This is a genomic window from Guyparkeria sp., assembly GCF_046545975.1.
Lineage (GTDB): Bacteria > Pseudomonadota > Gammaproteobacteria > Halothiobacillales > Halothiobacillaceae > Guyparkeria.
Genome location: NZ_JBKGYT010000028.1, coordinates 1 through 23,041, shown reverse-complemented (window position 1 = coordinate 23,041; position 23,041 = coordinate 1). Strand labels below are relative to the sequence as shown.

At 68.9% G+C, this 23,041-nt stretch carries 21 protein-coding genes; 15 read left to right on the top strand and 6 right to left on the bottom strand.

Annotation, left to right across the window (positions count from 1 at the left end; all coding sequences use genetic code 11):
- Nucleotides 1–283 precede the first annotated feature (283 nt).
- The 4 genes from ACLFMY_RS04365 to ACLFMY_RS04350 all read left to right on the top strand — a co-directional run bounded on the left by ACLFMY_RS04365 (nt 284) and on the right by ACLFMY_RS04350 (nt 4,828).
- The gene (locus tag ACLFMY_RS04365) at nt 284–1,228 is read left to right on the top strand and encodes an aldo/keto reductase (protein WP_410763340.1); all 945 of its coding nucleotides are present in this window, start codon (nt 284–286) and stop codon (nt 1,226–1,228) included.
- 7 nt (nt 1,229–1,235) lie between these two features.
- Nucleotides 1,236–1,832, top strand: a complete 597-nt coding sequence (locus ACLFMY_RS04360; RefSeq protein WP_410763339.1) for a DUF6064 family protein — start codon at nt 1,236–1,238, stop codon at nt 1,830–1,832.
- Nucleotides 1,833–1,913: 81 nt separating this feature from the next.
- Complete coding sequence (locus ACLFMY_RS04355) at nt 1,914–4,085, top strand: VTT domain-containing protein (RefSeq protein ID WP_410763338.1); 2,172 nt, start codon at nt 1,914–1,916, stop codon at nt 4,083–4,085.
- Nucleotides 4,082–4,828: an endonuclease/exonuclease/phosphatase family protein gene (locus ACLFMY_RS04350; protein WP_410763337.1), complete on the top strand. Its 747-nt coding sequence runs from the start codon at nt 4,082–4,084 to the stop codon at nt 4,826–4,828. Before ACLFMY_RS04355 ends, ACLFMY_RS04350 begins: the two co-directional genes overlap by 4 nt.
- Before the next feature lie 7 nt (nt 4,829–4,835).
- Here the strand turns inward: ACLFMY_RS04350 and yihA are convergent, their stop codons facing one another.
- The gene (gene yihA / locus ACLFMY_RS04345) at nt 4,836–5,474 is read right to left on the bottom strand and encodes a ribosome biogenesis GTP-binding protein YihA/YsxC (RefSeq protein WP_410763341.1); all 639 of its coding nucleotides are present in this window, start codon (nt 5,472–5,474) and stop codon (nt 4,836–4,838) included.
- Between the two features lie 167 nt (nt 5,475–5,641).
- Here yihA and ACLFMY_RS04340 point away from each other — a divergent pair, with 167 nt between their 5' ends.
- The 6 genes from ACLFMY_RS04340 to ACLFMY_RS04315 all read left to right on the top strand — a co-directional run bounded on the left by ACLFMY_RS04340 (nt 5,642) and on the right by ACLFMY_RS04315 (nt 13,303).
- Nucleotides 5,642–6,274: a c-type cytochrome gene (locus tag ACLFMY_RS04340; protein ID WP_410763336.1), complete on the top strand. Its 633-nt coding sequence runs from the start codon at nt 5,642–5,644 to the stop codon at nt 6,272–6,274.
- Nucleotides 6,275–6,580: 306 nt separating this feature from the next.
- The gene (locus tag ACLFMY_RS04335; RefSeq protein ID WP_410763335.1) at nt 6,581–8,731 is read left to right on the top strand and encodes a cytochrome c biogenesis protein ResB; all 2,151 of its coding nucleotides are present in this window, start codon (nt 6,581–6,583) and stop codon (nt 8,729–8,731) included.
- Nucleotides 8,732–8,776: 45 nt separating this feature from the next.
- Complete coding sequence (gene ccsB, locus ACLFMY_RS04330; RefSeq protein WP_410763334.1) at nt 8,777–9,985, top strand: c-type cytochrome biogenesis protein CcsB; 1,209 nt, start codon at nt 8,777–8,779, stop codon at nt 9,983–9,985.
- Nucleotides 9,986–10,132: 147 nt separating this feature from the next.
- Nucleotides 10,133–10,813, top strand: a complete 681-nt coding sequence (locus ACLFMY_RS04325; protein ID WP_410763333.1) for a thiol:disulfide interchange protein DsbA/DsbL — start codon at nt 10,133–10,135, stop codon at nt 10,811–10,813.
- Nucleotides 10,814–10,820: 7 nt separating this feature from the next.
- Complete coding sequence (locus ACLFMY_RS04320) at nt 10,821–12,464, top strand: acetolactate synthase large subunit (RefSeq protein ID WP_410763332.1); 1,644 nt, start codon at nt 10,821–10,823, stop codon at nt 12,462–12,464.
- Nucleotides 12,464–13,303, top strand: a complete 840-nt coding sequence (locus ACLFMY_RS04315; RefSeq protein WP_410763330.1) for an endonuclease/exonuclease/phosphatase family protein — start codon at nt 12,464–12,466, stop codon at nt 13,301–13,303. Before ACLFMY_RS04320 ends, ACLFMY_RS04315 begins: the two co-directional genes overlap by 1 nt.
- Before the next feature lie 10 nt (nt 13,304–13,313).
- Here ACLFMY_RS04315 and ubiD read toward each other — a convergent pair whose 3' ends face one another.
- From ubiD to hemC, 5 genes are read right to left on the bottom strand one after another with little or no spacing between them, the layout of a single operon-like run.
- Nucleotides 13,314–14,873 carry a 4-hydroxy-3-polyprenylbenzoate decarboxylase gene (ubiD, locus tag ACLFMY_RS04310; protein WP_410763329.1) on the bottom strand — a complete coding sequence of 520 codons (1,560 nt, stop codon included), beginning with the start codon at nt 14,871–14,873 and terminating at the stop codon, nt 13,314–13,316.
- The gene (locus ACLFMY_RS04305; RefSeq protein WP_410763328.1) at nt 14,863–16,161 is read right to left on the bottom strand and encodes a heme biosynthesis protein HemY; all 1,299 of its coding nucleotides are present in this window, start codon (nt 16,159–16,161) and stop codon (nt 14,863–14,865) included. Before ACLFMY_RS04305 ends, ubiD begins: the two co-directional genes overlap by 11 nt.
- Nucleotides 16,158–17,486 carry a uroporphyrinogen-III C-methyltransferase gene (locus ACLFMY_RS04300; protein WP_410763327.1) on the bottom strand — a complete coding sequence of 443 codons (1,329 nt, stop codon included), beginning with the start codon at nt 17,484–17,486 and terminating at the stop codon, nt 16,158–16,160. The genes ACLFMY_RS04305 and ACLFMY_RS04300 overlap by 4 nt, the downstream gene beginning before the upstream one ends.
- Nucleotides 17,487–17,537: 51 nt before the next feature.
- A complete protein-coding gene (locus ACLFMY_RS04295; RefSeq protein ID WP_410763326.1) occupies nt 17,538–18,332 on the bottom strand; it encodes a uroporphyrinogen-III synthase in 795 nt (264 codons plus the stop codon).
- Between the two features lie 5 nt (nt 18,333–18,337).
- Nucleotides 18,338–19,306 carry a hydroxymethylbilane synthase gene (gene hemC / locus ACLFMY_RS04290; RefSeq protein WP_410763325.1) on the bottom strand — a complete coding sequence of 323 codons (969 nt, stop codon included), beginning with the start codon at nt 19,304–19,306 and terminating at the stop codon, nt 18,338–18,340.
- A 338-nt stretch (nt 19,307–19,644) separates the two neighbouring features.
- Here hemC and ACLFMY_RS04285 point away from each other — a divergent pair, with 338 nt between their 5' ends.
- From ACLFMY_RS04285 to radC, 5 genes are all read left to right on the top strand, one after another.
- Nucleotides 19,645–20,106, top strand: coding sequence for a thioredoxin family protein (locus tag ACLFMY_RS04285; protein ID WP_410763324.1), 462 nt, complete (start codon nt 19,645–19,647; stop codon nt 20,104–20,106).
- Nucleotides 20,107–20,254: 148 nt separating this feature from the next.
- Nucleotides 20,255–20,467: a hypothetical protein gene (locus ACLFMY_RS04280; RefSeq protein WP_410755124.1), complete on the top strand. Its 213-nt coding sequence runs from the start codon at nt 20,255–20,257 to the stop codon at nt 20,465–20,467.
- Nucleotides 20,468–20,590: 123 nt separating this feature from the next.
- On the top strand, nt 20,591–21,448 hold the full coding sequence (locus tag ACLFMY_RS04275; RefSeq protein ID WP_410763323.1) for a DUF692 domain-containing protein: 858 nt from the start codon (nt 20,591–20,593) through the stop codon (nt 21,446–21,448).
- Nucleotides 21,449–21,458: 10 nt separating this feature from the next.
- Complete coding sequence (locus ACLFMY_RS04270) at nt 21,459–22,232, top strand: DUF2063 domain-containing protein (protein WP_410763322.1); 774 nt, start codon at nt 21,459–21,461, stop codon at nt 22,230–22,232.
- A 77-nt stretch (nt 22,233–22,309) separates the two neighbouring features.
- Nucleotides 22,310–22,981 (top strand): RadC family protein, encoded by a 672-nt coding sequence (gene radC / locus ACLFMY_RS04265; RefSeq protein ID WP_410763321.1) that lies wholly within the window; start codon nt 22,310–22,312, stop codon nt 22,979–22,981.
- Nucleotides 22,982–23,041 lie beyond the last annotated feature (60 nt).

Genomic DNA, 23,041 nt, shown 5'->3' with positions numbered 1-23,041 from the left:
CCCGGCCGGGGGAGCGATCGGGGTTTCCCTTCGTGTGGACCCCTCGTTCTTGTTTTTCGTTAATTCGAAAACATTAGTCCGCGCCCGGCAGGACCGGAAATAACTATTTATACCGGCATTATCAAATACATGAATAGACTGATGGACGACCGTGTCGGACCGGCGGACAGGCCGGTGGCAAAGCGGGCCGGATCGGCCTACCTTCCATGCCTGAAACCCATCCGAAGGAGGGAGTCGCGAATGACCCGACCAGATCGCACCGCGCGGGCAAAGACGACCGACCATGGTTGACGCCTCCCACCTGCCCGGAAGGCGACGGCTGCTCCGGCTGGCCGGGTGCGCGCTGGCGCTGGGCACGCTCCCGGCGCTCGCCCGGGCCAGCGACTCACCGTCGCCGAACGGCACGATCACCCGTGCCATCCCGGCCAGCGACGAACGGCTGCCGGTGATCGGCATGGGCACCTGGATCACCTTCAACGTGGGGCAGGACGAGGCCGCCCGCGCCCGACGAACGGCGGTGTTGCGCACCTTCTTCGAGCGGGGCGGCCGGCTGGTCGACTCCTCGCCCATGTACGGCTCCGCCGAGGCGGTCATCGGCCATGCCCTGGAGCGCCTGGAGGGCCGGCACGACCTGTTCGCGGCGAGCAAGGTCTGGACGCCTTCCGGCAGCAAGGGGCGCGCCCAGATCGAGCGCTCCGCAGGCCTCTGGGGCATCGAGCGCTTCGACCTGATGCAGATCCACAACCTCGTCGCCTGGGAGGCGCACATGGAAACGCTTCTGGCGATGCGCGAGAGCGGGCGACTGCGCTACGTGGGCATCACCACCTCGCACGGCCGGCGGCATGACGACATCGAACGGATCATGCGCGACTACCCGATCGACTTCGTCCAGGCCAGCTACAGCCTGGCCAACCGCGAGGTGGAAGACCGCATCCTGCCGCTGGCGCGGGAGAAGGGCATCGCCTTCATCGCCAACCGCCCCTTCCAGGGCGGCAGGCTGATCGACCGGGTCAAGCGCCATCCGCTCCCGGACTGGGCACCCGAGGCCGGGATGCACAACTGGGCCGAGTTCCTGCTCAAGTTCATCGCCGCCCACCCGGACGTGACCTGCGCCATCCCGGCCACGAGCCGGGTCGAGCACATGCGGGAAAACATGGGCGCACTCGCCGGCCCGCTGCCCGACGAGGCCATGCGCCGGCGCATGGTCGAGCACGTCCGCGGCCTCTGAGGCGTCGATGGAGACCTGGCTGAGCTACCGCCCCGCCGACCTCCTGATGTTCTCGCCGGAGAGCTACCTGCGACTGTTCGAGCGACTCAACCTGGCGGTCTGGCCGGGACAGGTCCTGCTGCCGGCGCTCGCTGTCGGGATCGTGCTGCTGGCCACGGGACGGCAGCACCGGGCACACCGGGCGGCGGCCGCGGGGCTGGCCGCCGCCTGGGCACTGGTGACCTGGCGGTTCTTCCCGCTCTACGCCGAGATCAATCTCGCCGCGCACTGGCTGGCAGCCGTGTTCGTCGCCCAGTCCCTGCTCCTGCTGCTCACGTCTGCCGATACCGGCCTGCGCGTCGACCGTCGCTCGGCCGGCTGGTGGCCCGGGCTGGCGCTGCTGCTCTGGGGAATGGTTCTCCACCCGCTGGCCGGCCTGTTCGCGCACCGCGGGGCGGCGGGCGTGGAACTGTTCGCGCTGGCCCCCGATCCAACCGCCATCGCCACCCTCGGGCTGGTTCTGATGACCGCCGGCCCGGGGCGCTGGCGGCTGGCGGTCCTGCCGGTGGCCTGGTGCGCCATCAGCGCGGTGACCTGGTGGACGCTGCTCGCCTCCGGGAGTTGAGACGCGATACCGGCGAGGGTCTGGACTAGCATCTGTCCGTACCCCCGGACCCGTTTCCAGCGAAGTGCCTACGCCGAGCCGATGCAGACTACCGACGACCAGCCATCCCGCGATGCCGCGCTGACCTCCGACCCACGGGCCGGCGACGGCTTCTGGCGGCTCAGCCGGGCCGACCGGGTCGGACTGGTGGTCGACGGGGAGAACTGGTTCCCGGCCTTCGCCGAGATGCTGGCCGGCGCGCGGCGGCAGGCGCTCATCCTCTGCTGGGACGTGGACAGCCGGGTGAGGATGTACGGACCGGACGAGGCCGAGCAGGGCCCCACTCATCTCACCGGTGTCCTGCATCGGGCCCTGGCGGACAACCCGGAACTGGAGATCCACCTCCTGCCCTGGGACTTCGCCATGATCTACGCCTTCGAGCGGGAATGGCTGCCGCTGTTCAACCGGCCGCTTTCCCGCCACCCGCGCCTGCACGTGAAGTTCGACGGCCGGCACCCGCTGGGTGCCTCGCACCACCAGAAGCTGCTGGTGGTCGACGACCGGGCGGCGCTGGTCGGCGGGTTCGACCCGTCCAAGTGGCGCTGGGATCGCCGTGCCCACGCCCCAGGCGACGCCGCCCGCCAGGACCCGGACGGGCATCCCTACCCACCGTTCCACGATCTTGCCCTCGCCGTGACCGGGCCGGTCTGCCGGGACCTGGGCGAGCTGGCCCGAGACCGCTGGCAGCGGGCCACCGGCCGGTCGGTCGCCCCCCCGGAGGCCCCGTCCGGCTCGCCGCCCTGGCCCGGGCAACGGGTCGCGGTGGCGCTGGAGAACGCCTCGGTCGGCATCACGCGCACCCTGCCGGCCTATCACGGGCAGCCCGAAGTGCGCGAGATCGAGATCACGCTGTGCCGGATGGTGGGCACGGCACGTCGCTGCATCTACATCGAGAACCAGTACTTCACCAGCCACCGTGTCGGCGAGGCCCTGGTCGAGAGCCTCGAGCAGCCGGCAGGCCCCGAGGTGATCCTGGTCCTGCCGCGGGAAAAGGACGGCTGGCTGGAACGGATGACCATGGACGTGCTCCGCGCCCGGCTGATCGAACGGCTGCGTGAGGCCGACCGGCACGGCCGCCTGCGCATCCTCTACGCGGCGGTGGAAGGGCTCGAGCCCGACATGGTCAGCCTGCACAGCAAGCTGGTGATCGCCGACGACGATCACCTCAATCTCGGTTCGGCGAACACCTCCAACCGCTCGATGGGCTTCGACAGCGAACTCAACCTGTCGCTGCTCGGCGACAGCGAGCGCGCCCGGCAGGCCATCGCCTCGATGCGCCACGAGCTGCTGGCCGAACACCTGGGCGTCACGCGCTCGCAGGTAGCCGAGGCCGAGAGACGGGAAGGCTCGACGATCCGTGCCATCGAGACGTTGAACCAGCCGGGCCATGGCCGCTGGCTCGAAACGCTGGACATCACCCTGGACGAATCGCTTGACCGGCAGGTGCCGGACTCGGCCGTGATCGATCCCGAGCGAGCGCGCCCGCCGGAGGAACTGATCGACATGTTCATCGAAGGCAGGTCGCGCCGTCCGCTGCGCCGCAAGGCCACGGCCTTCGCCCTGGTGATCGCCGCACTGGTGGCGATCGCCCTCGTGCTGCGCCTCACTCCCCTGGGCGAGCAGGTCGCCCCACGGGAAGTCCTCGACCGGCTGGCCGGCCTGCGCCACATGGAGGGCGGCGTGTGGCTGTTCCTCGCGCTGGCGACCGCGGGCCTGCTCGTCGGCGTGCCCGCCACGCCGGTGATCGTCGCCGCGGCCCTGCTCTTCGGTGCCTGGACGGGATTCGGCCTGGCCTACGGCGCGCTGCTGATGGCCGCCATCATGGGATTTTTCGCCGGGCAGTTGCTCGGCGCCGAGGCACTGCGCCGACTCGCCGGCAAGCGTCTCGACCAGGTCAGCCGGCACCTGGCCAGGCGGGGTGTCCTGACGATCTTCTCCCTGCGACTGATGCCCGTCGCCCCGTTTACCATGGTCAACCTGGTCGCCGGGGCCAGCCGCATCCAGGCCCGCGACTTCATCATCGGCAGCCTGCTGGGCCTGCTGCCCGGCACGATCGCCCTGACAGTGTTCTCCGACCAGCTGTTGCGCACCCTGCTCGACCCCGGGCCGACGGCCATCGCCGTGCTGGTGTTGCTGACCGTCGTGTTCATCGGCATCGGCTGGGGCCTGTCACGCTGGCTGGCACTGCGCGAGCAGGCCTCGGGGTCGTCATGAGCCGGGATCCGGCCCATGCCGCGGCCCGGCTGCGGGTGATGACCTGGAACATCCACAGCTGCATCGACCATCGCGGGCGCTACACCCCCGAGCGCACCGCCCGGGTGATCCGCTGGCTGCACCCGGACATCATCGCCCTGCAGGAAGCCAACCTGGTCGACGACCCCGGCCGGGACCGCCTCCTGCGCGCGCTGCGCCCGGAGTTTCCGCACTGGCTCTTCGCCCCCACGCACGAGCGCGGCTGCGTCCACCGGCCCGACGAGATCACCGGCTTCGGCAACCTGATCCTGTCACGCTGGCCGCTGGTCGCGGACGATCGGCTGGAACTGTCCCATGGCGCCCGCGAACCTCGGCTCGCCCTGCGTGCCCGACTGAGCACCCCGGCCGGGATCCTTCACTGCTGGGTGGTGCACCTCGGGCTGGGCCTCGTCGAGCGGCGCGAGCAGGGTCGACGCCTCGCCGAGGCCCTGGAGAACCTGCCGGCCGACGAGCCGCTGATCCTGGCCGGTGACTTCAACGAGTGGCTGCCACGCGCCAGGAGCCTGCGTGACCTCCACCGGCAACTGATCCGGCTGCCGCCCCGGCGGAGCTTTCCCGCCAGCCGCCCCCTGCTGCCCCTGGACCAGATCTGGATCCGCGGGCCACTGCACCCTCACCGCCTGAAGGCGGTAAGGGACCCGATCCTCAGCCGTATCTCCGACCACCTGCCGGTGGTGGCCGACCTGACGCTGGAGGCGGTCTGATCGGGGGTCAGTCGACGGCGGACTCCAGCCAGCCGGCGATCACCTCGCGGACCTCGCGCACATTGGTGCCCTTCGCGCCGGAAAACGCCATCCACTCGACGCCCGGCAGGGGATGCTCGCGCCGCATCCGGGCCACGGTCTGCTTGACCTGCCCGAAGCCGAGCTTGTCCGCCTTGGTCAGCAGCGCCAGCACCGGCAGGCCGCGAGCGACGGCATACTCGAGCATCTGCAGGTCGAGCGCCTTGGCCGGGTGGCGAATGTCCATGATCACCACCACCCCGACCAGCGAGCGGCGCTCGGCGAAGTACTGGGCCATGGCCTCGCCCCAGGCCCGGCGGACCGCCTCCGGCACCTTCGCATAGCCGTAGCCGGGCAGGTCGACCAGGCGAAAGCGCGCGCCTTCCGTCTCGCCGCCGAGCCCGAACAGGTTGATCATCTGCGTGCGCCCGGGGGTGCGCGACGTCCGGGCCAGTGCCTTCTGGCCCACGATGGCGTTCAGCGCCGTCGACTTGCCGGCGTTCGACCGGCCGGCAAAGGCGACCTCGGCGCCGTCATCCTCGCCGATGGCCTCCAGTCGCGGGGCGCTCTTGATGAAGCTGGCGGAGTCGAACAGACGGGCAGGGCGGGGGCGGGGACTCTCGGACATGGGACGGACCTGGGTGGTGACAGTGGCCAAGGGGCAATCATCCTGCCACGGCAGGAGGTTGCAAGCGAGCCGCTTATGCTGTTTGATTACGGGTCGATTTCGACCGGCGAACAGCCGGGCGGCCCGAGGCGGCTCGCCCGGGTGCGAACACAACAGAGACTGCAGCCATGAAGACAGTGACCCGTTCGATGCCGCGCCGCGGCCGTTTCACCACCGGCCTGATCCTGGGGCTTTCCCTGGCCGCCGGCGCGGCCCAGGCCGACGAAGGCTCGGTGAAGGCCGGGCGCGAGGCCGCGCAGTCCTGCGCGGCCTGCCACGGCGACAACGGGAACAGCAACAACCCGGCATTCCCCTCGATCGCGGGCCAGCCGGCCGACTACCTGGCAACCCAGCTGCGCGCCTACCGCGACGGTGACCGGGAAAACAACGTCATGGCGCCCCAGGCCGCCGACCTGAGCGACGAGCAGATCCGCGACATCGCCGCCTATTACGCCGCCCAGGAACGCAAGGTCGCCGACCCGGCCGACGAGGGCTCGGACCTCGGCAGCAAGCTCTATCACCACGGTCGCGACGGCGTCGCCGCCTGCGCGGCCTGCCACGGCGCCGAGGGACGCGGCAACCAGCCGGCCGGCTTCCCGGCGATGCGCGGCCTGAGCGCGGATTACACGGCGCAGTCCCTGAAGGACTATCGCCGCGAGGCGCGCAAGGGCGGCAAGGCCGAAGTCATGTACCCGGTCGCCACGGACCTGAGTGACGAGGAAATCGAGGCACTGGCCGCCCACATCGCCACGTTCGAGTAACCGCTCCGGGGCGGGACGACGCCCCGGAAGGCCTGCCTGATCAGGGATGACACAGGTGGTGCGGACGCCGGATGCGACTGCACCCGGCGGGCACGAAGTCCGGCAACGTCCCCGGCCATTGGGCGCCGGGGAACCACGATGGCGGAAGTCCGTCACACCCGGTGATCGATTGCTCGCACCGCCGGGTACACGCATCCATTCGCTCCCAGATCATTTCAAGGCCCGCAGATGACATCCCAGGCACAATCCGCCCCGAAACGCCGACCTCGCAGTCTCTGGTCACGCCTGTACACCTGGCTGACGTCGATGAACCTGGCGATCGCGCTGCTGGCGATCCTGGCCATCGCCTCGGTGATCGGCACCGTGCTGCAGCAGAACCAGCCCTTCAACGACTACCTGATCGAGTTCGGGCCGTTCTGGTTCGAGATCTTCAATACCCTGGGGCTGTTCGACGTCTACTCGGTGAGCTGGTTCGTGGTCATCCTGCTGTTCCTGCTCGCGTCAACCAGCGCCTGCCTGATTCGCAACACGCCGAACTTCATGCGCGACATGCGCGCCTTCCGGGTCAACGCGCAGTCCAAGTCGCTGCGGGCCTTCGCCCATTCGCGCCAGTTCGACAGCGAACTGCCTGCCGACGAGATCACCAGCCGCACCCGCGCTCTGCTCGACCGGCTGGGTTACAAGTCCCGGGTCAAGGAACGTGACGGCGAGACGCTCATCGCCGCCCGCAAGGGCGGACTGAACCGCATCGGCTACGTGCTCACCCACCTCGGGATGGTCGTGATCCTGGTCGGCGGTCTGCTCGACAGCAAGATGTACCTCAAGCTGCTCAACACCCTCGGGGTGGTCGAGGTTGAGACCCGCGACCTCCCGGTCAGCCAGGTGCCTGAGGAAAGCCACCTGCCCGAGGGGTCGCTCGCGGGCTTCCGCGGTTCGGTCAACATCCCGGAGGGCAAGTGGGGCGACGTGGCCTTCATCGGCCTGAAGGACGGCTACGTGGTGCAGAACCTCCCGTTCCGCGTCGACGTGAAGGACTTCCACATCGACTACTACGACACGGGGATGCCCAAGTCCTTCAACTCCGACATCAAGCTGACCGACAAGGAGACCGGCGAGATCGTCGAGGAGACCATCCAGGTCAATCACCCTCTCAAGTACAAGGGCTACAACATCTTCCAGTCGAGCTTCGGCGATGGCGGTTCGGAGATCACCTTCGACGCTTGGCAGCTGCTCGGCCAGGCGGGTACCCGCCAGGAGCTCGAGGGCAAGGTCAACGACGAGCGCAACTTCGAGTTCGGCGACGAGACCTACAAGATCGAGTTCACGGACTTCACGCTCTACAACGTCAACCCGGTCCCGCGCGAGCAGCAGGAATCGCTCGAACAGGACGGCCCGGGTGCCGCCAGCGTCTCCGGCGAGAAAAACGAGGAAAAAGGTGACGAGGACGGGGCCGGATTCATGGCAGCGACCTCCGACTGGCTGGCCAACACCTTCTTCGGCGCGTCGAGCAGCGGCGGCAAGGCGCGTGCCGACAACGTCAACTTCGGTCCGTCGGTCACCTTCCGTCTGCGCGATGACTCGGGCCAGGCCGTCGAGTACGAGAACTACTTCTCGCCGGTGGACTTCGAGGGCACCCGCTACTTCCTCAGCGGCTTGCGGGCAAGCCCGGGCGGGCCGCAGCAGTTCCTGTTCCTCCCGGCCGACCGCGACAACTCGCTCGAGACCTTCATGTCCTTCTACGCCAAGCTCAAGGACGAGGACGAGGTCCGTCGGATCGCCGCCGAACTCGTCGGCCAGGCCGGGCAGTCCGGCGACCGGGAGCAGGACGTGGAGGACTCCGCGGCCCGGTCGATCGCCAGCCTGGTTGCCCTGTTCGTCGACGAGGGCTTTTCCGCGCTGGAGCAACGCGTCGACCAGTCGCTCGCCGAGCGCGGCATGACCGGCCCGGGCACCGAGCAGGCCCGCGAGTCCTCCTTCCGGGTGGTGCAGTCGGTACTGATGCGCACCTACATGGAGACCCTGCAGGAACAGGGCGTCGAAGAATTCGGCCGCCGTGACGAGAAGTTCTTCGAGGATGCCCTGGACGTCATCACCGTGATCCCGAACTACGGATCGCCGATCTTCGTCGCCCCCAAGAGCTTCGATCACATCCAGTCCACCGGTCTGGAGATCACGCGTGCGCCGGGCATGTTCTGGGTGTACCTGGGCTCGCTTATGCTCACCCTCGGCATCTTCATGCTCTTCTACATCCACTTCCGTCGCCTGTGGGTATTGATCCGACCGGCCGACTCGGAGGATGATGACGACACGGGCCAATACCGGCTGATCGTGGCCGGCACCGACGCCCGCAAGAACATCGACTTCGATCAGGTCTTCGACCAGTTCAGCAATGAACTTCAGCGCCAGACCGGGTCAAACGAGCAGAAAAACCCACCGTCAGACCCTGAAAAGGGCTGATGGAGTCGACCGACGGCAAGACAATCCGCGCAGGAGAAAACAGCTATGTCTGTCCCTAACGAACAGATGATCAAGGGGTATCAACCCTCCCCGCATATCGACGAGTCCCGGCGTTTCGGGCTCGTGGACACCGTCTGGATCGTGGCGGTGCTCATCGCATCGATCATCGGCTTCGGCCAGTACAGCGAGGCACTGGATGCCTACACCACGGGCACCCTGTTCGGCACGGCGGCGCTCCTGGCATTCGTCGGCTGGATCTGGCCCGCGATGCGCTGGCTGACCGGCATCGTGGCCGTCATCTCCTTGTATGCGCTCTGGCAATACAACACCCTCGGGGCAGATGGTGCGATCGGGCGCGAGGCGCTGGCCGACTTCCAGGAATCCAGCTTCCTGTTCAAGTTCCTGCTCTCGAGCACCGCGGCGACCATGTGGATGGTGACGCTGTACCTTTTGTCCATCCCCACCTACTTCATCGGCACGCTGGCGCGCTCCAACTACGGACTCAAGGTCGGCTCGGCGCTGGTGTGGGCCGGCTCGGTCATGGGTTTCGTCGGCTTCTTCTCCCGCTGGCGCGAGTCCTACCTGATCAACATGGACTACGGCCACATCCCGGTGGGCAACCTCTACGAGGTGTTCATCGTCTTCGCCGTGTTCACCGCGCTGCTCTATCTCTACTACGAGAAGCGCTACAACAACCGCAGCCTGGGCGGCTTCGTGATGCTGATCGTGGGCGTCTCGCTGGCCTTCCTGCTCTGGTACCAGCATGACCGGGCGGCTCACGTGATCGAGCCGCTGGTCCCGGCGCTCAACAGCTGGTGGATGAAAATCCACGTGCCGGCCAACTTCATCGGCTACGGCACCTTCGCCATCGCCGCGATGGTCGGCATCGCCTACCTGATCAAGTACAAGATGGGCGGCGACGGACCCAACGACCGCCTGCCCAAGCTGGCCGTGATGGACGACATCCAGTACAAGGCCATCGCGCTGGGCTTCGCCTTCTTCACCATCGCCACCATCCTCGGCGCCATGTGGGCCGCCGAGGCCTGGGGCGGCTACTGGAGCTGGGACCCGAAGGAGACCTGGGCGCTGATCGTCTGGCTCAACTACGCCGCCTGGCTGCACATGCGCCTGACCAAGGGCTGGCGCGGCCCGATCATGGCCTGGTGGAGCATCGGTGGCCTGCTGATCACCAGCTTTGCCTTCCTCGGCGTGAACATGTTCCTCTCCGGGCTGCACTCCTACGGCGAGCTCTGACGTCCGCCCGACCCGGAGAGGAAGATGGGGCGGCCGGCTGCAACCGCAGCGGGCTTGCCCCATACTTGTTTCACGGGACCGATTTTTTCACCTGGCCCCTCGAAGAAAACCGGCGATGAACGCCGACAACCGACCGGAATGATTCCAATGACCGCTGTCACGATGTCCTCGATCCGCTTTGCCCGCCTGGCCACCGTCATCGGTCTCGTGGCCAGGCTGCCCGCCCTCCTGATACTGGGCCTCTCGCTGACCCTTTCCGCCACCGCCTCCGCCGCCGAAGGCGACGGCTACCGCGAGGTGGAAACCGATGTCGAGTCCCCGGAGGGCAAGGTCCTGGTGCAGGAGTTCTTCTGGTACGGCTGCCCGCACTGCTACCACCTCGAGGCCGAGATCGAGCCCTGGCTCGAGGATCTGGCCGATGACGTGGTCTTCGAGCGCCGCGCGCTGGCCCTGGGCCAGCACTGGCTGCCGCTGACACAGGCCTTCTACGCGGCCCAGGCCCTCGACGCGGTCGAGGAGACGCACGCGGCCGTGTTCGATGCGATCCACCGCAATGACCGCAAGCTGGCCGACACCGAGTCGATCGCCGACTTCTACGCCGAACAGGGCGTGGATCGCGAAGGCTTCCTCGACGCCTACAACGGCTTCGCGGTGAACAACCAGATCCGGAAGACCGGACAGATCGCCGAGGATGCCGGAATGCAGGGCGTCCCCTCCATCCTGGTCGACGGGCGCTACCTGGTCACCGGCCGACTGGCCGGCGGCAATGCCCGGATGGTCGAGGTGGTCGACGAGCTGATCGACCGGGTCCGCGACGAGCAGGAGTGACCCTGCAGTGAGCACCGGCGCCAAACTGCTGCTGCGCTGCCTGGAGAACGAGGGAGTCCAGTACGTCTTCGGCATCCCGGGCGAGGAGAACCTCGATTTCGTCGACGCTCTCAACGAGTCGTCGATCGAACTGGTCGTCACTCGCCACGAACAGGGGGCGGCCTTCATGGCCGACCTCGTCGGCCGGCTGACCGGCAAGCCCGGGGTGTGCTTCTCCACGCTGGGTCCCGGCGCGACCAATCTGGTCACCGGCGTGGCCGATGCCAACATGGACCACGCCCCGCTGATCGCGATCGCCGGGCAGGCGGGGATCGACCGGCTGCACAAGGAGTCCCACCAGGTCCTGGATCTCGTGCGGATGTTCGAGCCGATCACCTGCTACGCCTCGCGCGTGGTCACGCCCTCGGCCATTCCCGAGACCGTGCGGCGGGCGGCGAAGTTCGCCGAGGCCGGCAAGGGCGGGGCAAGCTTCATCGAGCTGCCCGAGGACGTCGCGGCCATGCCGGTGGAGGCCGGCTACGCCGACCCGCTCCCCGTGACCCCGAACGGGACCAGCGAGCCCTGCGAGAAGAGCCTCGAGCAGGCCGCCCGCCTGCTGAGCGAGGCGCACCACCCGATCATCCTCGCCGGCCACGGCGTGGTCCGTGCCGGCGCCAGCGAGGCCCTGGCCCGGCTCGCCGAACGGCTCAACATCCCCGTGGCCAACACCTTCATGGCCAAGGGGGTGATCCCCTTCCGTCACCCCATGGCGCTGGGCTCGGTGGGCCTGCAGTCGAAGGACTACGTCAACGTGGGCTTCGACCAGGCCGACGTGATCGTCTGCATCGGCTACGACCTGGTCGAGTACCACCCGCAGCTATGGCATCCGACCCGCGACCGCCGCATCATCCACGTGGATACCGAGGCCGCGGAGGTGGATGCCTACTACCCGGTGGCGGCCAGCATCGTCGGCGACGTCAACACCGCCATGAATCGCCTCGGCGACCTGGCCAGCCCCCGCGAGGGGCCGGCCTTCCGCGACCTGCGCGAGGCGCTGATCGAGGACATGAACCGGCACGCCGACGACGACTGCATGCCGATCAAGCCGCAGAAGCTGATCTGGGACCTGCGCACGGCGCTCTCCAGCCGCGACATCGTCATCTCCGACGTCGGTGCCCACAAGATGTGGCTGGCGCGCATGTACCGCTCCGAACAGCCCAACAGCTGCATCATCTCCAACGGCTTTGCCAGCATGGGCATCGCCCTGCCCGGCGCGATCGCCGCCAAGCTGCTCTACCCGGAACGCCACATCGTCGCCGCCACCGGGGACGCGGGCTTCCTGATGAACGTGCAGGAGCTGGAGACGGCGGTGCGCTGCAAGACGCCGATCATCGTGCTGATCTGGAACGACGGCGGCTACGGGCTGATCGACATGAAGCAGCGTCGCGGCTTCGGCCGCAGCACGGGTGTGCACTTCGGCAACCCGGACTTCGTCCAGCTGGCCGAGAGCTTCGGCGCGAAGGGCTACCGGGTCGAATCCGGCGACGGTCTGCTGCCGATCCTGAAGGAGGCGATGGCCAGCGACGCGGTCTGCGTCATCGACGTGCCCGTGGACTACCGCGAGAACGAGCAGCTCACGCGGCGACTGGGCGAGACCCTGGTGGGCGGCTGATGGCGCGCGCGGCGGCCAGGCGGTGCCTCGAGTGCAGCCCCGCGTCCACCGGCGGCCCGACGGATTTCGCCGAGGTCCGCGGCCACCAGCCCCTGCGCCTGCTCTCCCACAACATCCAGGTCGGCATCGCCACCCACCGCTATCGCGACTACATCCTCGGCGGCTGGAAACACCTCCTCCCCAGCGCCGACCGGCAGCACAGCCTCGACACGATCGGGGCGGCGATGACCCACTTCGACATCATCGGGCTGCAGGAAGCGGATGCCGGCTCGATCCGCAGCCGCTTCCTCAACCAGGCCGAGTACCTGGCCGAACGCGCCCAACTGGCCCACTGGGCCGTGCGCGTCAACCGCGACCTGGGACAGTTCGGCAAGCACGCCCTGGGGCTGCTCAGCCGCGTCGAGCCCATCGCCATCGAACAGCAGCCCCTGCCCGGTCGCATGCCCGGACGCGGCGCGCTGATCGCGGACTATCTCTGGAACGGCGAGCCGCTGCGGGTGATCGACACCCACCTGGCTCTGGGACGGGGGGCGCGTCGCATGCAGTTCCAGCAGCTGGGAGAGATCTGCGACGTCCCCGGTTTCGTGGTGGTAATGGCCGACTTCAACTGCGAGCCCGACGACCCGGGGCTGCGCCAGTGGCTGGTGGAAAACGGCCTGAAACTGCCGCGTCTCTCACCCCCCACCTACCCGCGCTGGCAACCGCAGCGGGCCATCGATCACATCGCGGTGAGCCAGTCGCTCGACATCCGGGGCACCGAGGCGCGGCCGCTGGGCGGCTCGGACCACGTGCCGATCGCGATGAGCATCGCGCAGCCCTGGCCGGGCGGGCCCCATTGATCGCCGCGGTTCAGCCTTCGCCGGCACGCCGTTCGGCCTCGGCCATCACCCGTTCGAACACCTCTGACATCGCCGCCTGGGCGCGCGGGTCCGGGCGGATGGGCCGTCCCCACTCGCGGTCGGTCTCCCCCGGCCACTTGGACGTCGCATCCAGCCCCATCTTGCCGCCCAGCCCCGAGACCGGCGAGGCGAAGTCGAGGTAGTCGATCGGGGTGTTCTCGACAAGGTGCGTGTCGCGCACCGGGTCCATGCGGGTGGTCATCGCCCAGACCACGTCCTCCCAGGAACGCGGGTCGACGTCGTCGTCCACCACGATGACGAACTTGGTGTACATGAACTGCCGCAGGAAGCTCCATACGCCCATCATCACGCGCTTGGCGTGCCCCGGGTACTGCTTGTTCATCGAGACCACCGCCATGCGGTAGGAACAGCCTTCCGGCGGCAGGTAGAAGTCGACGATCTCGGGGAACTGCTTCTGGATCAGCGGCACGAACACCTCGTTCAAGGCCACGCCGAGGATGGCCGGCTCGTCCGGCGGGCGGCCGGTGTGCGTGCTGTGGTAGATGGGGTGCTTGCGGTGGGTGATGCGTTCGATGGTCATCACCGGGAAGGTCTCGGTCTCGTTGTAGTAGCCGGTGTGGTCCCCGTAGGGGCCCTCGACGGCCGTGTCGTCCGGGTGGATGAAGCCCTCGAGGACGATCTCCGCGTTCGCCGGCACCAGCAGGTCGTGCGACAGGCACTCGACCAGCCGGGTGCGCTCGCCGCGCAACAGCCCGGCGAAGGCGTACTCGGATAGGGTGTCGGGCACCGGCGTGACCGCACCGAGGATCGTGGCCGGGTCGGCCCCCAGGGTGACGGCGATCGGGAACGGCTCGCCCGGGTGGGCCTGTTGCCAGTGGGCGAAGTCCAGCGCGCCGCCGCGGTGGGCCAGCCAGCGCATGATCACCCGGTTGCGGCCGATCACCTGCTGGCGGTAGATGCCCATGTTCAGGCGTTCCCGCCCGGCGGCCGCGGCGTCCTCGGGGTCCGCCGACAGTCCGCCGCCCTTGCGCGGTCGGCCCCGGGTCGTGGTCAGTCCCCAGGTGATCAGCGGTGCGGCGTCCTCCGGCCAGCAGGTCTGCACCGGCCACTGCGACAGGTCCACCTCGTCGCCTTCCAGCACCACTTCCTGCACCGGCGCCTTCTTGACCCGGCGCGGGGCCATGTCCAGCACCTTCTTGAAGATCGGCAGGCTCTGCCAGGCCTCCTTGAGGCCGGCCGGGGGATCGGGCTCCTTGAGGAAGGCCAGCAGCCGCCCGATCTCGCGCAGGTCGGCCAGCGACTCGCCGCCCATCCCCTGGGCGACGCGCTCGGGCGTGCCGAACAGGTTGAGCAGCACGGGGGTATCGAAGCCGACGGGGTTCTCGATCAGCAGGGCCGGCCCGCCGGCACGCAGCACGCGATCGGCCAGCACGGTCATCTCCTGGTCGGGCGAGACCGGCTCGGTCACCCGGACCAGTTCGCCGCGGGACTCGAGGCGTTCCAGGAAGGCGCGCAGGTCGACGAGCGCGGCCCGGGCCTCAACGGCCATGGATCGCCGTCACGTCGGGCTCCATCCCCGCGCGGGCCAGCGCCCGCTCGTAGAGCAGCGATGCCTCGGTGCTGTCCCGCAGCCGGGCATGCACCCGGGCGGCGATCGCCAGGTAGCGGGGTTCCTGGTCCAGCTGGCCGAGCCGACCGATCCAGATCTGGGCGGCCGACGGGTCCCCCTCCTCGAGGGCCAGCTTCGCCATCGCGTAGGCAAAGGCGGCGCGCTCGGCCGCGTGGGCCACGTCGGGGGCATTGGCCGGCTCGTTCCACTCCTCGGGCACCAGCCGCATCAGCCGGCGGCGAGCCTCGGCCGCATCGCCGTGATCGAGATCGGCCCAGGCATGCAGTGTCGCGACATCGCGATGCCGTGACAGGCGCTTCTCGAGGACCTCGCTGGCCGCCTGGTCGGCGTTGGCTTGCTGCAGTGCCCGCGCATAGGCGATGGTCACGGCGGCATTCTCCGTCACGTTGCGCCCCGCCTCGGCCCAGAGCCGCGAAAGCGCATTCAGGTCGCGCCGTCGGGCCGCGGCGTCCATCCGCCCCAGCAACACCTCGCGCTCGAGTCGCAGGAGTTCGTCGCCCGTCAGGCGACTGCTCTTGATCCGCCGCAGGGTCGGCAGCAGCCCGGCCAGGGCCTCCCAGTCCCCGCACCGCTCGAGCAGCTGGGCACGAATCAGCAGGATCGCCTCGTCACGCGGGTGGGTCTCGATCAGCGGCTCGACCATCTCGCGCGCCCATTCGATCTCGCCCAGGCTCATCAGGCGCTGCACGATGTGCAGACGCAGAAACTCGGCGAACTTCGGAAAGCGGCGGGCGACCGTCTCGAACAGGTCGTTGATCTCGCGACGGGATTCCTCGCGCGAGTTGCGGACGATCCCCTGGCGGGCCGGATCGAAGCCGTCCAGCAGCGCGTCGATGGCCACCTGGAAGTGCAACGGAGGCAGGCTGCCGTCATCCACGCCCGCCAGGGCGAAACGCTGGGCCTCGTCGGTGTGGCGGCGCTGGCGTTCGGCCCAGGCGCGCAACAGCTTCTCGTCCGCGGCCCGGCGGCGATTCTCGGCCGACCGACGCGCCCAGCGCCTCGGCAGGTGAAACAGCCCGGACAGCAGCCGCCAGACGAGCAGGAGCACGACCAGGGCCGCCACGGCGATCAGCACCAGGCCGAGCGCCGTGGTCTCCAGCCGCCAGCCGGCGAACTCGACCATGGCCGCCCCGGCACCCGGAAGGTAGTAGATCCCCGCGGCGACCAGGGCCGCGAGCAGGAGAACCCAGAAGATCACGCGTTTCATTGGTCCGCCTCCTTGCCCGACGAGCCGGCACGCTCAGCCGACTCGCCCCGGGCCTTCTCCCGTGCCATGCCCTTCTCCCAGGCCTCGAACACCGCGTCCAGCGGCGGGAAGTCCCGTGCCGCGAAGCGGTTGCGCACGGACTCCAGGGCGGATCGGGCCGCGGCGGGACCGGCGGCATCCTCGGCGTAGTGTTCGTCCAGCCAGGATTCGGCCTCGTCGACCGTGGTGCGCAGGGCGCCGTGGTCGCGGGCCAACAGCGATTCGCGCACGGCCGTCAGCCACAGGCGCATCTCGCGGTCGTTGGCGACCCGCTCGCGCACCCGCGTGGGGGTATCCGAACGGCTCACCGTCACCTGGGAGGCCAGCCAGTCGGTCGCGCCCGCCCATGCCCGCTCGTACCAGGGGTCATCCTCCGACGGTGCCTTCGCCTGCGGTTCGGCCTCGGCGGGGGACGGGGCGCTCTCGTCGGCCGCGGCCTCGTCCACCAGCGGCCAGTCCTCGACGCCGTCGGCCAGCCGGCGCAGTTCCAGTGCCTGGCCGACCCGGTCGGCCGACCCGGCGGACTCGAGCTCGCCGAGGGCATCGCTGATGGCCGAGCGCAGCGGCAGCCACTGCGGCCGCGACAGGGCCGCCAGCCGTTCGTCGGCAAGCTCGAGGGCGGTCATCGCCCCCTCCGGGTCGCGGGAGATCACCAGGCGCTCCTGGGCGCGGGTCAGCAAAAAGCCGACCTCGGCGGTCTTCCAGGCGATCTCGCCGCGGCCGAGCCGGTCGTCGATCTCGGCGAGGCGCTCGGCCAGCCGGTCCTGTCGCTGATCGAGCTCGTCCTGCTGCCCGCGCAGGGCCGACTCGACCTCGCGACGGATCTCGTCGCTACGCTCCTCCAGCGCGTCCATCGTCGACCGGTTGGCCTGCAGGTCGTCGGCCAGGGTGGCCAGGCTGTCGTCGAGCCGTTCCGTTTCCGACCCCTGCTGCTCGATGGCGGCCTGCTGGCGCTCGCCCAGCTGCCACGCATACCACCCCCCGGCGGCGCCGAGCCCGAGCACGACCAGGAAAAGCAGGGCGATCCAGAACCCGAAGGCCCCGCGGGATACCCCGGGCGCCTCCCGATCGGGGCCGGGTGCCGCGGGTTCCTCCCCGGCCGCGTCCGCATCCGTCCGATCGCCCGGCGATGCCTCGTCCACGCGCTCGTCGGTCATCGCCTCGGCCGCCGGCTGCTCGACTGCCCCGGGCGCCTTCTCCCCGGCCTGCTGATCGGCGGCTGTCGTGGCCGGCTTGTCCTTGGCCGGCTTTTCCTCGGCACGCTTGTCGGCGTCTTTCTTGTCCATGTTCATCCCCCGTGTGCACGGTGTCCCCGGCGACGATCGTGTGTCCTGCATCTATTGTAGCCGTCGGCCGACCACGGCCCAGACGGCCCGGGCGAGCGCCGCCGGCGAGGGTCCGCCGGCCACGGCGATCTCGCCGCGAAAGCCCAGTTCCCGTGCCCGGTCCCGGCCACGCTCGTTGATCACCACCAGGGTCGAGTCTAGCAGTCCCGTCCGGTCGCCATCCGCCGGACCCGCCAGGCGGGCCAGACAGTCGATCGCCTGCGGCGCGGTCACGACCCAGACCGTCCCCGGTCCGGATCGTGCCACCACCGTGTCGTCGGAACGGCCGATGCACTCGCGGCGATAGACCGGCACGAACACCGGTCGAGCGCCCCGCTCGGCCAGGCGTTCGGCCAGCAGCCCGCGACCGGTCTCGCCACGGATGATCCACACGGTGCGCCCGCGCATGTCGACCTCCGCCAGCCGCTCGAGCAGGCCCTCGCTGTCCTCGGAACCATCGGGCAGGAAGTCGGCCGGCCGGCCGGCCTCGGCCAGCGCCCGCCCGCTGGCCTCGCCGACCGCTGCCACCCGGGCCTCGGGCCATTCCTCCAGCGGGCGGACGGCGTCGGCCATGCTCACCGCGCGGGGACTGACGAATACCACCAGGTCCGATGCCCGCATGGCAGCCAGCGCGTCGAGCAACTCGCCCGGGTCCCGCGGCCGGATCCGCAGCAGGGGGTAGTCGCTGAATGTCGCCGGCATGCGAGGCGGGCGCGCCTCGAGCAGGGCGGCGCGCAACGAGTGGTTGGCGTCCTCCGGGCGCGTCAGGACAACGCGGTCGACCGGGTCGGCATTTCCCTGCGTCAACGGAATCAGTCCTTCCCGGGCGCCTCGGTCTCGATACCCACCTCGGCGAGGATCTTGTCGGCCCCGGCGCGCAGCACCCGTTCGGCCAGCTCGATGCCCAGCGCCTCGGCTTGCGCGCGCGGGCCGGTGATCTCGTCGCGCAGCGTCTCGGAGCCGTCCGGGCGACCGACCAGGCCGCGCAGCCACAGCCGGTCGTCGTCGACCAGCAGGGCGTGCCCGCCGATGGGCACCTGGCAGCCGCCGTTGAGCCGGGTGTTGAAGGCCCGCTCGGCGGTCACGCGAATGGTGGTGTCGCGGTCGATCAGCGGGTCAATCAGGGCATGCACCTCGGCATCGTCGCTGCGGGCCTCGATGCCGAGCGCACCCTGGCCCATCGCCGGCAGGGATTCCTCCGCCGAGAGTCGATGCGTGATCCGGTCGGCCAGTTCGGCGCGCTTGAGACCCGAGGCGGCCAGGATGATCGCGTCGTACTCGCCGTCGTCAAGCTTGCGCAACCGGGTGTGGATATTGCCTCGCAGGGTCTTGACCTCGAGATCCGGGAAACGCTCGTGCACCTGGGTCTCGCGCCGCAGGCTCGAGGTGCCGACCACGCTGCCGGCCGGCATCTCGTCGAGGTTGCCGTACTTGTTGGAGACGAAGGCGTCATGCGGGTCGTCGCCCTCGAGGATGGCGATCAGCTCCAGGCCGTCGGGGAACTCCATCGGCACGTCCTTCATGGAGTGGACCGCGATGTCCGCCCGATCCTCGAGCATCGCCACCTCGAGCTCCTTGACGAACAGCGCCTTGCCGCCGATCTTGGACAGCGGGCTGTCGAGCAACTGATCGCCCCGGGTGGTCATCTTGACCAGCTCGACCTCGAGGCCCGGGTTGCGCCTTTTCAGCTCCGCGGCGACGAACTCCGCCTGCCAGAGCGCCAGCAGGCTGGCTCGGGTGGCGATCCGCAGCACGCGGCCCTCGGAAAATGCCTTGCTCATCTGTCATCCTCATTTCTTGCAACCGGACGGCCCGGATCCCTGATCCAGGGCCGTCACGAAACAGGAGTCATGGTAACCCGGATGCCGCAGTCGGGCACGGGCTTGAGGAACCCGCCAACTCCGATATGGTCCAATTCGCATGTAATCCGGCCGTGGCCGGCAGCCATCCTTTTCCCGGAGAGAAACCCGTGCCTTCGATCCCCTCGACCCGATCCCGCCGACGTCTGGCCCTCGGCGCACTCGCGCCCCTGGCAGGCCTGTTGCTGACCGGCATGGCGGCTTCTCCCGGTCAGGCCGATGAATCGGCTGCGAACGCCGATCGCGGCGATGTGCCCCTGATGAGCGACCTCGAGAACGTCGAGGCGGATCTCGCCTACATGCAGGAACAGCAGATCCCGATGCTGCTGTTCTTCCACGCCACCTACTGCACCTACTGCCAGACGGTGGACGACGAGTTCCTGCAGACGATGGCGGAAAGCGAGGAGTACGACGGCCGTCTGATCATCCGCCGTGTGGAGATCGACTCCGAGCTGCCGGAGATCGAATGGCAGGGCACGTCCTACACCCCGGTGGAATTCGCGCGCCTGCAGGGCGTGGAACTGGTGCCGGAAGTGATCTACTTCGCCCCGGACGGCAAGCAGGTGGTCGACGAGATCAAGGGCGTGACCGTGCCGGACTTCTATCCGCAGTACCTCGACAAGCGCCTGCGCGCCGCGGAGCGCTGCATCGAGGACCCGACGCTCGACGTCTGCACCGACGGGATCGATCAGCCGCGGCGCGACCTGACCAGCACGGACTGAGCAACTAGCTGAAAGGGCTAACAAATCCCAGCGGCAGACTTTGGTATTACCGTCTACCCTTGTGCATCATCAGGATATCGACCGTCGACACGGCTGTTGAAAGCAACGCGGTTGCTCCGCGTGAACCCCAACGAGAGGATCCGACGACATGAAAGCGCAATCCAAGAAGCACCTGCTGATCGGCTCGACCGCCCTAGCCACCGCCATCGCCGGCTCCTCGGCCATGGCCGCCGGCAACGGCAACCCGTTCGCCTCGGAGTCCACCCACGCCGGCACGCTGCAGACCGCCGAGATGGCCTGCGGCGAGGGCAAGTGCGGCAACAAGGACGACGACAAGGAAAAGGACGACGACAAGTCGTGACTGACCGGGCCGCCGCGATGGCGGCCCGCACCGAACACCATGAATCATGGACGCGACTCGACAGGCGCACGCCCTCGGTCGGGTCCGTGATCGTCAAGGGGGATACCCTTGCGGAGGCACGTCATGCCCGCACGCCAGACACCGGATTCTCACCTCGGCCGCGTCCCGGTCGGCATCGGCCTGCGACGCGGCGAACTGATGAAGCAGATCGAGGCCCAGCGCCCCGACGTGGACTTCCTCGAGGTCGCCCCGGAGAACTGGATCCGTTTCGGCGGGCCGGTCCGTGATCGTTTCGTCTCCCTGCTCGAGGACTACCCGCTCTATACCCACGGGCTGTCGCTGTCGATCGGCGGGCCGGCACCGCTGGACATGGGCTTCGTCGACGAGGTCGCCGGCTTTCTCGACGAGTACCGCCCCGAGCTCTACAGCGAGCACCTCTCGTTCTGCTCGGACAACGCGCACCTCTACGACCTGATGCCGATCCCCTTCACCGAGGAGGCGATCGACCACGTCGTCGCGCGCATCGACACCGTCCAGCAACGCCTCGGCCGGCAACTGGTGCTGGAAAACGTCTCCTACTACACCCCGGTCGCCGCGACGATGGACGAGCAGGCATTCATCCTCGAGATCCTCGAGCGCGCCGACTGCGGCCTGCTGCTCGACGTGAACAACGTCTTCGTCAACAGCGTCAACCACGGCTACGACCCCTACGCCTTCATCGACGCGATGCCCGCCGAGCGGGTGCGCTACCTGCACGTCGCCGGTCACCACCAGGTCGAACCCGACCTGATCATCGACAGCCACGGCGCGCCGGTCAGCGACCCGGTCTGGGACCTGCTCGAGCACACCTACCGTCATGTCGGGCCGGTGCCGACACTGCTGGAGCGCGACTTCGACATCCCGCCGCTCGACGAGCTGATGGACGAGGTGAACCAGATCCGTCGTACCGCCGAGCGCGCGCTGGGCAGCAAGGCGGCGTGAGGACGACCCGGTGAGCGACGACTTCCGTACCGCCCAGCAGGCCTTCACCCGCTACGTGCGCGACCCGGAGGCCAACCCGCCACCCCCGGGTAGCAGGCCCGAACGCATGGCCTGGTATGCACGACTGTTCTTCAACAACGTCGACGGCATGCTGGAAACGGCCTTCCCGGCGCTGGCCGCCAGCCTGCCGGAAGCGGACTGGCGCGAACTCGGCCGCGCGTTCTTCCGCGACTGCGCGCTGGCCTCGCCACTGATGCGCGACCTGCCGGCGGCATTCGTCGCCCACCTCGAGGACAACCCGGAGACAGCCGCCGGGCTGAGCGACTGGCAGCGCGAACTGCTGCCCTACGAACTCGCGCGCTTCGAGCTGCTGGCCGAGGACGAGCCACCGCCACCGGCGGATCTCGATCCCGATGGCGACCTGCTCGACGGCCAACCCGTGCGCTCGCCGCTCGCCCGGCTGATGCTTGCCGCCTATCCGATCGACCACATCGCCGCCGAACTGGAAGCCGGACGGGAACCGACGATCCCCGCCCCCGGCCTGCACCACCTGCTGCTCCATCGCGACCGGCGGGGCGCCCCGTCTGCCCTGCGGCTCTCGCCGGCCAGCGCGCAACTGCTCATCGCCCTGGACGAGGCGGAGGCATCCACCGGGCGGGAGGTCATCGCCTCGGTGGCCGCCCAACTCGGCCAGTCCGTGGAGGCACTCACCCCGTTGGCCCTCGCGGAACTGGAGCGCTGGCGCGAGCAGGGTATCCTGCTGGGTAGCCGGCCCGGCGGGTAACCGACAGGGAGTCGCGGGGCACGGCCCGTTTCAAGCAACACGATTCCAGGTAACCCGATTCCACGGAAGGAGTCCTCATGCCCATCACCGACTGGCCCGCCAGCGAGCGGCCCCGCGAGCGCCTGCTGACACGCGGCGCGGCAAGCCTCTCCGACGCCGAACTGCTGGCGATCTTCCTGCGCACCGGCGTGGCCGGGCGCTCGGCCGTGGACCTCGCCCGCGACCTGCTCTCGCACTTCGGCTCGATCAGCGCGCTGCTCTCCGCCACCCGTGCGGACTTCGCCCGCGCCCGCGGGCTGGGCGACGCCAAGTACGCCCAGCTGCAGGCCGTGGTCGAACTGGCCCGGCGGCACTTTGCCGAGGAGTTGCGCGTCGGGCCGGACATCGAGAGCCCCCAGGCCGTGTTCCGCTTCCTGCAGGCCGAGCTCGACGGCGAGACGCAGGAGGTCTTCGGCGCGCTGTACCTCGACAACCGCCACCGCGTGCTCGCCTTCGAGCGCCTGTTCTTCGGCACCATCGACCAGGCGGCCGTCCACCCGCGCGAGGTGGTGCGCGCCGTGATGCGCCACAACGCCGCGGCGGTGATCCTCGCCCACAACCACCCATCCGGCGTCGCCGAACCCAGTGCCGCCGACCGACGCATCACCGAACGCCTGCGCGAGGCGCTGAACCTGATCGACGTGCGCCTGCTCGATCACGTGGTGGTGGGGAGACCCTGCGTGTCCATGGCCGAACGGGGATTACTGTAGGAGCGGCTTCAGCCGCGAATCGACCACCGTAGAACCTGGTGTTCGCGCCTGAAGGCGCTC